Genomic DNA, 13,949 nt, shown 5'->3' on the forward strand with positions numbered 1-13,949 from the left:
ATCAACCGACGACTAGCGTGCGGGTATCGAGCTGCGCGAGCAGCGTTTTCGCCTGCTCGACGATGTCGGCGTCGTTCGGGCGGAAATCGAGTTGCAGCGAGTTGGGCAACTGCTCGAAATGCTGGCCGCTGCTGCGCGCGTATGCGGGATCGTAGTGCCGTTCGATCAGTTCGCGCGCGAGCTCGGCGCGCCGGTTCTCGTCGACGAGCCGCAGCCAGCCCGTGACCCGCTCGCGGCTGTGCAGACCGATCAACCGTTCCAGCTGTCCCTTGAAGTAATCGGGATGCTCGAACAGATGCGCGTAATCCTGCAAAAGAAACGCCGCGCGGTCCTCGCTGCTCGAGCGCACCTCGACGCACGCGCCGCGATGAAACGTTTCGAGCAGCGCGAGCGGCAGCGTGACGGAGCCGATGCGCCGGCTTTCCGCCTCGACGAACACCGGCCGGTTCACGTCGAAGTCGCGCAGCGCGGTGACGAGCAGCGTGTCGAAACGCTTTTGCGACGGCTGCGCCACGCCCGCATACGCGCCGAGCAGCGAGCCGCGATGCGCGGCGAGCGCCTCGAGGTCGAGCGTCTGCGCGCCGGCCTCATGCAGCGCCGACAGCAGCCGGGTCTTGCCGCTGCCGGTCGGGCCCACGAGCGCGATATAGCTGAAACGACGCGGCAGGGTTTCGAGCCTCTCCAGCGTGGCGCGCCGGTAGCTCTTGTAGCCGCCGTCGAGCTGCCGCGCCGACCAGCCGATCATGTTGAACAGCGTCGTGACCGAGCCCGAACGCTTGCCGCCGCGCCAGCAGTAGATCAGCGGGCGCCAGTTGCGCTGCCGGTCGGCGAACGTGGTTTCCAGATGATGCGCGATGTTGCGCGCGACCAACGCCGCGCCGAGCCGCGTGCCCTCGAACGGCGACACCTGCGTGTAGGTCGTGCCGACCAGCACGCGTTCCTCGTTGCTCAGCACTGGCGCGTTGGTCGCGCCCGGAATATGGTCTTCCTCGAACTCTAGCGGAGTGCGAACGTCGACGATTTCATCGAAATCGCCGGCTTTGTCGAGGCTGACTAGAAGACTTTTCAAGGGAGTAGGGACCAAACGGACCGCGGGAAGACCGAAATTATCGCATGGGCGGCTCGTTCGGGCCGGTTATATGCGTCCTTCCCGGGGTTCTCCAGTGACGTCCTTCGGCCGCCTACCTCAGATGACTTCGACCCGCGCTTCCCCGCTCACCAGCTCGCCGATCACCCGTGCGTCGGCAAAGCCATCGGCGCGGAACAGCGCGAGCACTTCGTCTACCGCTTCGGGCGAGCACGACACCAGCAGCCCGCCCGACGTCTGCGGATCGGTCAACAACGCGCGGCCGGCGGACGGCAAGGTGGCGGGCAGCACCACGTCGTGGCCGTAGGCATCCCAGTTGCGGCCCGATGCGCCGGTGAAAATGCCTGCTTGCGCGAGGCTCGCGACGTTCGGCAGCCACGGCAGGTCCGCGTAGCGCACACGCGCGGTCAGCTTCGAGCCGCGTGCGAGTTCCAGCGTGTGGCCGAGCAGGCCGAAGCCGGTGATGTCGGTCAGCGCATGCACGCCGTCGAGCCGCGCCAGCTCGGCGCCCGGCCGGTTCAGCTTGGTGGTCGCGCCGATCATTGCCGCGTAGCCGGCCTCGTCGAGCCGGTCTTTCTTCAATGCCGCGGACAGAATCCCGACGCCGAGCGGTTTGCCGAGGATCAGCACGTCGCCGGCCTGGCCGCCCGCGTTGCGCTTGACGCGCTTCGGATCGACGATGCCCAGCGCGACGAGGCCGTAAATCGGCTCGACGGAATCGATCGAATGGCCGCCCGCGAGCGGGATGCCTGCTTCCGCGCAGACCGATTCGCCGCCTTTCAGCACGGCCGCGATCACGTCGTGCGGCAGCACGTTGATCGGCATGCCGACGATCGCGAGCGCCATGATCGGCTTGCCGCCCATCGCGTAGACGTCGGAGATCGCGTTGGTCGCGGCGATGCGGCCGAAGTCGAATGGATCGTCGACGATCGGCATGAAGAAATCGGTGGTCGCGACGATCGCCTGGTCTTCGTTGAGCTTGTAGACGGCGGCGTCGTCGGCGGTGTCGTTGCCGACCAGCAGGTCGGGGAAGAATGGCAGCGGCGCGCTGCGCTTGAGCAGATCGGCGAGCAGGCCGGGCGCGATCTTGCAGCCGCAGCCGCCGCCGTGCGACAGGCTCGTCAGGCGGGGCGACTGGCTTGCTTGGACTTGGGTCATGGGGGCGAGAGTTGGGGTTCGTCGAATGACCGCATTATGAGGGTTGTTTTCACCCTGTGCAGCGTCGGCACGGGCACAAACCGGCTCTATGCCGAACCCGTTTCGCCCCCCGTTTTGCCGAGCGATAAACGGCCCCTTTCAAGTGACTTTCGCATGCCCCATCTACCGGGGTGGCGAATGCACTATGCTGCATGTCGCGAAACGGCATCTATAATCAATTTTGTCCCCAAAAGAGCCGAGGCCATGCAATGACGCAAATGACTCGGCGACAATTCCTGAAGGTCTCTGCCACGACACTTGCCGGATCGAGCCTGGCCCTGATGGGCTTCTCGCCGACACCCGCGCTGGCCGAAGTCCGTCAGTACAAATTGTCGCGTGCGACTGAAACCCGCAACACCTGCCCCTACTGTTCGGTGGGCTGCGGCATCCTGATGTACGGTCTTGGCGACGAGGCCAAGAATGTGAAGACGAGCATCTTCCACATCGAGGGCGACCCCGACCATCCGGTCAATCGCGGCACGCTGTGCCCGAAGGGCGCGAGCCTGATCGACTTCATCCATAGCTCGAGCCGTCTGCGCTATCCCGAGTACCGCGCGGCCGGGGCGAACGAGTGGAAGCGCATCTCGTGGGAAGACGCGCTAGACCGCATCGCGAAGCTGATGAAGGAAGACCGCGACGCGAACTTCGTCGAGACGACTGCGGACGGCAAGAAGGTCAACCGCTGGCTGACTACCGGCATGCTCGCGGCATCGGCCGGCAGCAACGAGGTGGGTTATCTGACGCACAAGACTATTCGCAGTCTTGGCATGCTCGGATTCGACAATCAGGCGCGTGTCTGACATGGCCCGACGGTGGCAGGTCTTGCCCCGACGTTTGGCCGTGGAGCGATGACGAACCATTGGGTCGACATCAGAAACGCGGACGTGATTCTCGTGATGGGCGGCAATGCGGCCGAGGCACACCCATGCGGTTTCAAATGGGTCACCGAAGCCAAGGCGCACCGCAAGGCGCGTCTGATCGTGGTCGACCCGCGCTTTACGCGTACGGCGTCGGTCGCGGACTACTTCGTGCAGATCCGCACCGGTACGGACATTGCGTTCCTCGGCGGGGTGATCAACTACCTGCTGACGAACGACAAGATCCAGCACGAGTACGTGAAGAACTACACGGACGTGCCGTTCATCGTGCGCGAGGATTTCGCGTTCAAGGACGGCCTGTTTTCCGGCTACCACGCCGACACGCGCAGCTACGACAAGGCCTCGTGGGACTACGTGCGCGGCGACGACGGCTTCGCCAAGGTCGATCCGACGCTGCAGGACCCGCGCTGCGTCTATCAGCTGATGAAGCAGCACTACTCGCGCTACACGCCCGAGCAGGTCGAGAAAATCTGCGGCGTGCCGAAGGAGAAGTTCCAGCACGTGTGCGAGATGCTCGCGTCGACGTCGGTGCCGAACCGCGCGGCCACGATCATGTACGCGCTCGGCTGGACGCATCACTCGGTCGGCTCGCAGATCATCCGCACCGGCGCGATGGTGCAGCTGCTGCTCGGCAACATCGGCATCGCGGGCGGCGGAATGAACGCGCTGCGCGGCCATTCGAACATCCAGGGCCTGACGGATCTCGGCCTGATGTCGAACCTGCTGCCGGGCTACATGACGCTGCCCATGGAAGCGGAGCAGGACTTCGACGCCTACATCGCGAAGCGCGCCAAACAGCCGCTGCGGCCGAACCAGCTGAGCTACTGGCGCAACTATCGCGCGTTCCACGTGAGCTTCATGAAATCGTGGTGGGGCGACAAGGCGACCGCCGACAACAACTTCGCTTTCGACTATCTGCCGAAGCTCGACAAGTCCTACGACCTGCTGCAGGTCTTCGAGCTGATGAATCAGGGCAAAATGACCGGCTACATCGCGCAGGGCTTCAATCCGCTTGCCGCCGCGCCGTTCAAGGCGAAGAACGGCGCGGCGCTGGCCAAGCTGAAGTGGCTCGTGATCATGGATCCGCTCGCGACCGAAACGTCGGAGTTCTGGAAGAACTACGGCCCGTTAAACGACGTCGACAGCGGCTCGATCCAGACAGAGGTGTTTCGTCTACCGACCACCTGCTTCGCCGAGGAACGCGGCTCGCTCGTTAGTTCGAGCCGGGTGCTGCAGTGGCATTGGCAGGGCGCGGACGGTCCCGGCGAAGCGAAGAGCGACCTCGATATCATGGCGGGGCTGTGGCTGCGTATTCGCGACGCTTATCGCAAGGACGGCGGCAAGTATCCCGATCCGATCCTGAACATGAGCTGGCCGTATGCGAACCCGGAAAGCCCGACGCCCGAAGAACTCGCGATGGAGTACAACGGCAAGGCGCTCGCGGACGTCACCGATCCGAAGGACACGACCAAGGTGCTCGCGAAGAAGGGCGAGCAGCTCGCGAGTTTCGCGCTGCTGCGCGACGACGGCTCGACCTCGAGCGGCTGCTGGATCTTCTGCGGCGCGTGGACCCAGGCGGGCAACCAGATGGGCCGCCGCGACAACTCGGACCCGACCGGCATCGGCAACACGCTGAACTGGGCCTGGGCATGGCCGGTGAACCGGCGGGTTCTGTACAACCGCGCGTCGTGCGATCTCAGCGGCAAGCCGTTCGATCCGACGCGCAAGCTGATCGCGTGGAACGGCAGCAGGTGGTCGGGCGCCGACATTCCGGACTTCAAGGTCGACGAGCCGCCCGAAGACGGCATGAATCCGTTCATCATGAATCCGGAAGGCGTGGCTTGCTTCTTCGCGCGCGAAGCTTTGGTGGAAGGGCCATTCCCCGAGCACTACGAGCCGTTCGAAACGCCGCTCGGCTACAACCCGCTGCATCCGGACAACAAGTTGGTCGTCAGCAATCCTGCGGCGCGCGTGTTCCCGGACGACAAGGCCACGTTCGGCACGCACGAGAACTTCCCGCATACGGCGACCACCTATCGTCTGACCGAGCATTTCCACTACTGGACCAAACACGCGCGTCTGAACGCGATCATCCAGCCCGAGCAGTTCGTCGAGATTGGCGAAGACCTCGCGAAGGAGATCGGCGTGGTAGCCGGCGACCGGGTCAAGGTGAGCTCGAACCGCGGGCACCTGGTGGCCGTCGCGGTCGTGACGAAGCGGATCAAACCGCTGATGATCGAGGGCAAGAAGGTGCAGACCGTCGGGCTGCCGCTCCATTGGGGCTTCAAAGGGATCGCGAGGCCGGGCTATCTCATCAATACGCTGACGCCCCCGGTGGGCGACGGGAATTCGCAGACACCGGAATTCAAGTCGTTCCTCGTCAAGGTCGAAAAGGCATAAGGAAAAGAGATGGCACTGCAATCACTGGACATCAGACGCGTTTCGGCCACCACCACGCAGCCGCCGGTGATTCGCGAGCCGGCCACGGGCACGGTCGCGAAGCTCATCGACGTGTCGAAGTGCATCGGCTGCAAGGCGTGTCAGACGGCCTGCATGGAGTGGAACGATCTGCGCGACGAGATCGGCGTGAACGTGGGCGTCTACGACAACCCGCCCGATCTCACCGAGCATTCGTGGACCGTCATGCGGTTTGCCGAGTACGAGAATTCCGCCGGCGATATCGAATGGCTGATCCGCAAGGACGGCTGCATGCACTGCGAGGACCCGGGCTGCCTGAAGGCCTGTCCGGCGCCGGGCGCGATCGTGCAGTACACGAACGGCATCGTGGATTTCCACCAGGAGAACTGCATCGGCTGCGGCTTCTGCATCGCCGGCTGCCCGTTCGACATCCCGCGTATGTCGAAGAAGGATCACCGCGTGTACAAGTGCACGCTGTGTTCGGATCGTGTGGCGGTCGGCCAGGAGCCGGCGTGCGTGAAGACCTGCCCGACCGGCGCGATCATGTTCGGCACCAAGGAGGACATGAAGCAGCAGGCCGAGGACCGCATCGTCGATCTGAAGGAGCGCGGTTTTCAGAACGCTGGCCTGTATAACCCGGACAAGGTCGGCGGCACGCATGTGATGTACGTGTTGCACCACGCCGACCGGCCGTCGCTGTATCACGGCCTGCCGGACGATCCGCGCATCAGTCCGCTGGTCTCGTTGTGGAAGGGCATCGCCAAGCCGATCGGGCTCGCCATTATGGGGATCGCCGCGCTCGCGGGCTTCTTCCACTACACGCGCGTCGGCCCGAACGAGGTGTCCGAGGCCGACGAAGCCGCAGCCGTCAAGGAAGCCGAAGAAGCACGCCGTTCGCGGGAGGGTAGGCAATGAACCACTCTGAGCACACCGACTTCACGGACGTAAAGGGCAACCGACTGATCGTGCGCTATACGCCGAACGAGCGCACGAATCATTGGATCACCGCGATCTGTTTCATCCTGCTTGCGCTGTCCGGTCTCGCGCTGTTCCATCCGTCGATGGCGTTTCTGTACGTGGTACTCGGCGGCGGGCAGTGGACGCGGATTCTGCACCCGTTCATCGGCTGCGTGATGTTCATCTCGTTCCTGATTCTTGCGTTGCGCTTCTGGCATCACAACTATCTGGACCAGGCGGATATCCAGTGGATGAAGCAGATCGGCGACGTGCTGAACAATCGCGAGGAACGCCTGCCCGCAATCGGCAGGTACAACGCCGGGCAGAAGCTGCTGTTCTTCGTGATGGTGATCTGTATGCTGCTGCTGTTGCTGAGCGGCATCGTGATCTGGCGGCGCTACTTTTCGTTCTATTTCCCGATTGGTGTGATCCGGCTCTCGGCGCTCGTGCATGCCGTGACGGCATTCCTGCTGATCGTCGGCATCATCGTGCATATCTATGCGGCGCTGTGGGTCAAGGGCTCCATAGGTGCGATGACGCGCGGCACCGTTACCTATGGCTGGGCGCGCAAGCATCATCCAAACTGGTTCAGGGAAATCATCGGCAAGTAAACGCTCCATAGACGCTGCTCCGATGCGGACTCTAATGCACTGGACGCAGCGCCCCTCGCACCGGGCCGCCGCGCCTCGTCGATGACGGGCGGCGGCCTTTCAGTTTTCAGAGGTCGATATCTTGACTCAACGCATTCTCGAAGCCGCCGACATCGAGTCGCTCGATCCCTCGGCAATACCCCGCATCCGCATGCCCGAGCGGCTCGCGGTGTTCGCGCCGCGCGCCGCGCGCCTGCGTCAGCTCGCCTCGCGCGGCAATCCGATCGCCGGCTACCTGCGGCTGATGGCGGCGCTCGCCGATGCGCAGCAGGCGGTGCTCGCGCACTTCAAGGCCCAGCCACCGAGCCCCGAGCTGATCGCGAGCGCGCAGCAGTATTCGATGCCGCTGATTCCGGCGCTGTCCGGCGCGCGCGATCCGGCGTGGCGCGACGTGCTGCTACAACTGCTCGACAGGATCGAAGCGGCGGCTCCCCCGTTGACGCCGCCGCTCGTGGCGTTGTTCGCGCGCCTGCGCTCGCTCGACGTCGCCGCGCTCGAAGCGCAGGCCGACGCGATCTTCGCGCAGCGCTTCGCCGACGTCGAGCCGGCGAGCGCGCCGTTCATCATGGCCGCGCTGCAGGTCGTATGGACCGACCTCGCCGCCGACATCGACAAGCGCGCCGTACCGTACCTCGACACACCGGGCCTGTGCCCGGTGTGCGGCTCGCATCCGGTGGCGAGCACGCTGCGCATCGGCGGCGCGTACGACAACTATCGCTATCTGCAATGCGGATTGTGCGCGACCGAATGGCATATGGTCCGTAGCAAATGCTCGAACTGCGATTCGACGAAGGGCATCGCGTACCAGGTAGCCGGCTCGCCCGACGCCGACGCAGCCGCGCGCGAAGCCGAATCGAAAAACGCCGCGCTGAAGGCGGAGTCGTGCGACGAATGCCATACTTATCGCAAGATCGGCATTCAGGCGAACGACTACGAGTTCGATCCATTCGCGGACGACCTCGCGAGCCTCACGCTCGATCTGCTGATGGGCGCGGAAGGTTACCGGCGCGCGTCGCCGCATCCATGGCTGTGGCCGGAGCAGACGGCCGGCGCGGCCGAAACGGAGGGCGACGAGTCGGCCTGACGGCGACCTGACCGGAGCCAAGTTCAAAACGACATAAGGATTGCTCGTGAGCGATGTGAGCAGCTCGGCATTGCGCGCGCTGATGGCGCGCGTGCCGTCGGTGGACAAGGTGTTGGCGTCGGAAGAGTTCGTGCCGCTCATCGGCGCATACGGCCGCACCCAGGTACTCAACGCGCTGCGCGACGCGCTCGATGCGTGGCGCATCAGCGCGCAATCGGGCGATGCGGCGGCCAACCCGGCGGTGAGCGCGCTCGATACCGCGCAGCTGCATGCGACGGTCGCCGCGGCGCTGCTCGCGCGTAATGCGTCGCGGCTGCGCAGCGTGTTCAATCTGACCGGCACCGTGTTGCACACGAACCTCGGCCGCGCGCTGCTGCCCGATGAGTCGGTGCGCGCGGTGATGAGCGCGCTCACGCAACCGGCCAACCTCGAGTTCGATCTCGCCACCGGCGCGCGCGGCGACCGCGACGATCTGATCGACGATCTGATCTGCGAGCTGACCGGAGCCGAAGCGGCGACCATCGTCAACAACAACGCCGCCGCGGTGCTGCTCACGCTCTCCGCGCTCGCGGCGAAGAAGGAAGTGGTGGTGTCGCGCGGCGAACTCGTCGAAATCGGCGGCGCGTTTCGCATTCCCGACATCATGAGCCGCGCGGGCGCGAAGCTGCGCGAAGTCGGCACGACGAACCGCACCCATCTGAAGGACTATGAACAGGCGATCAACGCGCGTACCGCGCTGCTGATGAAAATCCACGCGAGCAACTATGCGATCAGTGGCTTCACGAAGGAAGTCGGCATCGAAGAGATCGCGCCGCTCGCGCACGCGCGCGGGCTTGCGGTCGCCGTCGATCTCGGCAGCGGCACGCTCGTCGATCTCGCCGAATGGGGCTTGCCGCGCGAGCCGACGGTGCGCGAGACCGTCGCGGCCGGCGCCGATCTGGTCACGTTCAGCGGCGACAAGCTGCTCGGCGGCCCGCAGGCCGGGTTGATCGTCGGGCGGCGCGACCTGATCGCGAAGATCAAGAAGCATCCGCTGAAGCGCGCACTGCGGGTCGGCAAGCTGACACTCGCGGCGTTGGAGCCTGTGCTCCAGCTGTATCGCGCGCCGGAGAAGTTGACGGAGCGGCTGACCACGCTACGGCTCCTCACGCGGCCCGCCGAAGATATTCACGGCGCCGCGCAGCGCATGTTACCGGCGCTACAGCAGGCGATCGACGCGCGCTACACCGTGGCCGCGGAGCCGATGTTCAGCCAGATCGGCAGCGGCGCATTGCCCGTCGACGTGCTGCCGAGCTATGGCCTCGTCATCAGGATGAGCGACGGCAAGCGCGGCGGCCGTCATCTGCTCGCGCTCGAAAAGCAGTTGCGCGAGATGGTGCGGCCGGTGCTCGGCCGGATCGCGGACGACGCGTTGCGGCTCGATCTGCGCTGCCTCGAAGCCGCCGACGAGGCGCAATTGATCGCACAGCTGATCGCGCAACCGAAAAGCAACTGAAGGACGGGCACGCATGATCGTCGGTACTGCTGGGCATATCGACCACGGCAAAACGAGCCTCGTGAAGGCACTCACCGGCGTCGACACGGACCGGCTCAAGGAAGAAAAAGCGCGCGGCATTTCGATCGAGCTCGGCTACGCGTACGTGCCGCTCGACAATGGCGACGTGCTCGGTCTGATCGACGTGCCGGGCCACGAAAAGCTCGTGCATACGATGACCGCGGGCGCGAGCGGCATCGACTTCGCGCTGCTCGTCATCGCCGCCGATGACGGCGTGATGCCGCAAACGCGCGAACATCTGGCGATCGTCGAACTGCTCGGCATCCGGCGCGGCGCAATCGCGTTGACGAAAGTGGATCGCGTCGACGACGAGCGCCTGCGCGAAGTGCGCGATGAAGTGAGTGTGTTCGTCGCTGGCAGCGTGCTGCGCGACGCGCCGGTATTCGATACCTGCGCAACGCGCGCGGGCGATGCGGGCGTCGCCGCGCTGAACGCGCATCTGCGCGAGCAGGCCGCCGCATGGCGCATGAAGCGCGACGACGGCCTGTTCCGCCTCGCCGTCGATCGCGTGTTCACGCTCGCGGGGCAGGGCACGATCGTCACCGGGACCGTGGTGGCGGGCAGCGTGAGCGTCGGCGACACGATGCTGCTCGCGCCGAAAAACGAATCGGTGCGCGTGCGCAGCATCCACGCGCAGAATCGCCCCGCCGAAACCGGTCGCGCCGGCCAGCGTTGCGCGCTGAATCTGGCGGCCATCGAGAAGAGTGCGATCGAGCGCGGCGACTGGATCGTCGATCCGCGACTGTCGCAAGCGAGCGAGCGCATCGACGTCGCGTTGACGCTGCTCGCCGACGCGCCGCACGCGCTCGAACATTGGGAGCCGCTGCACGTGCATCTCGGCACGCAGCATCAGGTTGCGCATGTCGCGCTGCTCGAAGGCGACACGCTCGCGCCCGGTCAGCGCGCGCGCGTGCAACTCGTGTTCGAGCTGCCGCTGTGCACGGTGCCGGGCGATCGCTTCGTCGTGCGTAACGCTCAGGCCAATCGCACGGTGGGCGGCGGGCACGTGCTCGATGCGTTCGCTCCGGCGCGCAAGCGGCGCTCGCCGGAGCGCTTCGGCTGGCTCGACGCGATGCAGTCGCTGCTCGACACCGGCTCACTCGACGCGCTGTTCGCGCGCGCGCCGCACGGTTTGTCGCGGGCGTTGCTGGAGCGCCTCACTGGGATGCCGGCAGCCGCGCTCGCGTTGCCCACCGCGACACGCACGATCGAACTGCCGGGCCATGACGCGCTGCTGGTCGCGGACGCGACATGGCACACGCTCGAGGGGCGCCTGACGAGTGCGCTCGCGCAATATCACGAGCGCTCGCCCGACGAACTCGGCCCGGACGTGTCGCGCTTGCGGCGCATCGCGGCGCCACTGGTCGACGACGCGCTGTGGCGCGCGCTGGTCGACGATGCGGCGGCGCGTGGCGAGCTCGTCAGACTCGGACCGTGGCTGCATTTGCCTGGCCACGCCGTGACGCTCGACGCCGCCGATCAGGCGCTTGCCGCGACGCTGCTGCCCGAGATCGAGGCGGGGCGTTTCGATCCGCCGTGGGTGCGCGAGCTCGCGAACGCGCACGGTGTGCCGGAGGAGCGCGTGCGTCAGTTGCTGCGCAAGCTCGCGCGTCAGGGCGAGCTGTTCCAGGTCGTGCATGACCTGTTCTACCACCAGCAGGTGATTCGCGAACTTGCGTCGATCGCGGCGGCGGAGGCGCACAAGAACGGCGGCACCGTGGCGGCCGCGCCGTTTCGCGACGCGACCGGGCTCGGCCGAAAACGCGCGATCCAGCTTTTGGAGTTCTTCGACCGGGTTGGGTATACTCGCTTCCACCGTGGCCTGCACCTCGTGCGCACGGATAGCCGCTGGCTCGATCTGCCCTGATCTGGCTGGCGGTCTGTTTCTATCGGGCTCGCGTCATTCAATCACCGTAGGAAGGCATTCGTATCCGGTGGTGCGGCTGGGCTTCAAACCCAGTTGGGGGCGTCAGACGCTCTCGGGTCGGTTCGACTCCGGCTGCCTTCCGCCCCATAGGCCTTCCCGGGCATTCCGATATCTTCCGAAAACGTCCTCTAGGCGGCTGATTTTAAAGCGGTTTATGGGTAACGGCGTGCTTGCTGATTCCGGTAAGGTCCCACACAATTTACACACGAAGTATGGGTAGGAAGATGGGTAAGTGGGTAGGAGGGAATCATGTCAGGACGACAGTTGCACCGGCTCAGCGCACTGCGGATCGCGAAGGAGGTGGCCCCGGGCCATTACGCCGACGGCGGTGGTCTCTACATGCAGATCGCGGACAGTGGCGCGCGTTCGTGGGTGTTCCGGTTCAGGCTTGACGGCCGCCTGAGGGAGATGGGCCTCGGTCCGGTTTCGCGAGTCTCGCTTGGCGAGGCGAGGAAACTGGCCGCCAGCTACCGCGAGATGGTCAGGGACCAGATTGATCCCATCCTCGCGCGGCGCGAGCAGCAGCGCCGACAGTTGCTCGATATCTCGGCGGATGCCAACGTGTCGTTCCGTGAGGCAGCCGAAGCGTTCATCTGCGCGCGGGAGCCCGAGTGGCGAAACCGCAAGCATGTCCAACAGTGGGGTCATACGCTCAAGAGGTACGCATACCCGGTGATCGGCGAGGTCCGGGTGCGCGATATCGACACCGCGATGATCGTGCGGATTCTCCAGCCGATCTGGACGAAAAAGGCGGAAACCGCGCGCCGGGTGCGCGGCCGTATCAAGGCCATCCTCGACGCCGAGACTATCATGGGCCACCGCACCGGCAGCAACCCGGCACGGTCGGCTCGCCGACAGGCGAAGGTCGACCCTGAACCGACGTTCGACATGGCGAGCCATCTACGGCTCTTCCCCAAGGTAGAGCAGACGTTCACGGTGTACGAGTCAAGCACGCTTGGCCAAGGCTGCTATTTGCGTAGTCGCTCGTCAGGAGCGACTGGATGACCTGACGATCATCCAGCGCCAATGCATCAGAATGTGGAACTGCCGAAGGTACTACAAGGCGCTCAATAAAAACAAACCAAACCTCTACGACTGACGTCGACCGCCTGATCGCCACCCTCGAGGCTTGCCTCGCGGAGCTCGCCTGATCGTCCGCGCTGCGCTACCGATCGAGATTCGATAGCATCGCCGGCAGGTAGCGCGCACCCGCCGTCTTGTGCTGCGAGAGGAAAGCGCGAATGCTTTCCAGCTCGGCGGCCGTGAGCGTCACTGAAGCCGCCCCAAGGTTTTCCTCGAGGTACCTGCGCCGCTTGGTGCCCGGGATCGGCACCAGATCGTTGCCTTGATGAAGCAGCCATGCGAGGGCAATCTGGCCCGGCGTCACGGACTTGTCCTTCGCCAGCGCCTTGACGAGGTCGGCGAGCTTGATGTTCGCGTCGAAATTGCTGCCCTGAATGCGCGGATCGTTGGCAGCACGCCAGTCATCGGCGGGCAACTCTTCCGCCCGCTTCGCCGCGCCGGTTAGAAACCCGCGGCCAAGCGGACTATATGGCACAAAACCAATGCCGAATTCACGAAGCGCCGGCAAGACCTTGTCTTCGACACCGCGCTCGAACAGCGAATATTCACTCTGCAGGGCGGAAACCGGTTGCACCGCGTGCGCACGCCGGATGGTATCGACGCTCGCTTCGGACAAGCCAAAAAAGCGCACCTTGCCGGCCGCGATCGCATCCTTCACCGTGCCCGCAACATCTTCGATCGGCACATCGGGATCGACCCGATGCTGATACAGTAAATCGATGTGATCGGTCTGCAAGCGCTTTAGCGAAGCATCAATCACTGCCTTGATGTGCGCGGGGCGGCTATTGAGGCCGCGCACACCATTTTCAAAGGCAAAACCGAACTTGGTCGCTATCGTGACCTCGTGCCGGCGCCCCTTCAACGCACGGCCGAGCAGTTCTTCGTTGGTGAACGGGCCATAGATTTCCGCAGTATCGAGAAACGTACAACCCAGTTCGATCGCCCGATGGATCGTTGCGACCGATTCCTCGTCGTCCGGCGTGCCGTATGCAAAGGACATGCCCATGCAGCCCAGCGCGATCTCCGACACCACAAGTCCTTCACGTCCAAGCTTCCGAGTCTTAAGCATGCTGCTCCTCCATCGAAAAGTGCTCCGTTTACGATGGCACATGC

General features: G+C 64.8%; 10 protein-coding genes and 1 tRNA gene. 8 read left to right on the top strand and 3 right to left on the bottom strand.

Annotated elements, in window-relative coordinates:
* Position 1 precedes the first annotated feature (1 nt).
* Complete coding sequence (gene mnmH / locus OKW39_RS37040) at positions 2-1,069, bottom strand: tRNA 2-selenouridine(34) synthase MnmH (protein WP_429364939.1); 1,068 nt, start codon at positions 1,067-1,069, stop codon at positions 2-4.
* Between the two features lie 117 nt (positions 1,070-1,186).
* On the bottom strand, positions 1,187-2,245 hold the full coding sequence (gene selD, locus OKW39_RS37045) for a selenide, water dikinase SelD (protein ID WP_187613812.1): 1,059 nt from the start codon (positions 2,243-2,245) through the stop codon (positions 1,187-1,189).
* Between the two features lie 248 nt (positions 2,246-2,493).
* Between selD and fdnG the strand changes: the two genes are divergently transcribed.
* From fdnG to OKW39_RS37085, 8 genes are all read left to right on the top strand, one after another.
* Positions 2,494-5,562, top strand: coding sequence for a formate dehydrogenase-N subunit alpha (gene fdnG, locus OKW39_RS37050; RefSeq protein ID WP_429333004.1), 3,069 nt, complete (start codon positions 2,494-2,496; stop codon positions 5,560-5,562).
* Between the two features lie 9 nt (positions 5,563-5,571).
* Positions 5,572-6,495 (top strand): formate dehydrogenase subunit beta, encoded by a 924-nt coding sequence (fdxH, locus tag OKW39_RS37055; protein WP_090808548.1) that lies wholly within the window; start codon positions 5,572-5,574, stop codon positions 6,493-6,495.
* Positions 6,492-7,148 (top strand): formate dehydrogenase subunit gamma, encoded by a 657-nt coding sequence (locus tag OKW39_RS37060; RefSeq protein WP_090808550.1) that lies wholly within the window; start codon positions 6,492-6,494, stop codon positions 7,146-7,148. Before fdxH ends, OKW39_RS37060 begins: the two co-directional genes overlap by 4 nt.
* Before the next feature lie 121 nt (positions 7,149-7,269).
* Complete coding sequence (gene fdhE, locus OKW39_RS37065; RefSeq protein ID WP_429333002.1) at positions 7,270-8,271, top strand: formate dehydrogenase accessory protein FdhE; 1,002 nt, start codon at positions 7,270-7,272, stop codon at positions 8,269-8,271.
* Between the two features lie 46 nt (positions 8,272-8,317).
* Positions 8,318-9,766: an L-seryl-tRNA(Sec) selenium transferase gene (gene selA / locus OKW39_RS37070; protein ID WP_429564882.1), complete on the top strand. Its 1,449-nt coding sequence runs from the start codon at positions 8,318-8,320 to the stop codon at positions 9,764-9,766.
* A 13-nt stretch (positions 9,767-9,779) separates the two neighbouring features.
* Entirely contained in the window at positions 9,780-11,693 is a 1,914-nt protein-coding gene (gene selB, locus OKW39_RS37075) for a selenocysteine-specific translation elongation factor (protein WP_429564883.1), read from the top strand.
* A 49-nt stretch (positions 11,694-11,742) separates the two neighbouring features.
* Positions 11,743-11,835 (top strand) — tRNA-Sec (locus OKW39_RS37080).
* A gap of 167 nt (positions 11,836-12,002) precedes the next feature.
* Positions 12,003-12,758 (top strand): tyrosine-type recombinase/integrase, encoded by a 756-nt coding sequence (locus OKW39_RS37085; protein WP_429564884.1) that lies wholly within the window; start codon positions 12,003-12,005, stop codon positions 12,756-12,758.
* Positions 12,759-12,918: 160 nt separating this feature from the next.
* Here the strand turns inward: OKW39_RS37085 and OKW39_RS37090 are convergent, their stop codons facing one another.
* The gene (locus tag OKW39_RS37090; protein WP_429564885.1) at positions 12,919-13,905 is read right to left on the bottom strand and encodes an aldo/keto reductase; all 987 of its coding nucleotides are present in this window, start codon (positions 13,903-13,905) and stop codon (positions 12,919-12,921) included.
* Between the last annotated feature and the right edge of the window lie 44 nt (positions 13,906-13,949).

The sequence above is a fragment of the Paraburkholderia sp. MM6662-R1 genome, assembly GCF_050436245.1.
Taxonomy (GTDB): Bacteria; Pseudomonadota; Gammaproteobacteria; order Burkholderiales; family Burkholderiaceae; genus Paraburkholderia; species Paraburkholderia tuberum.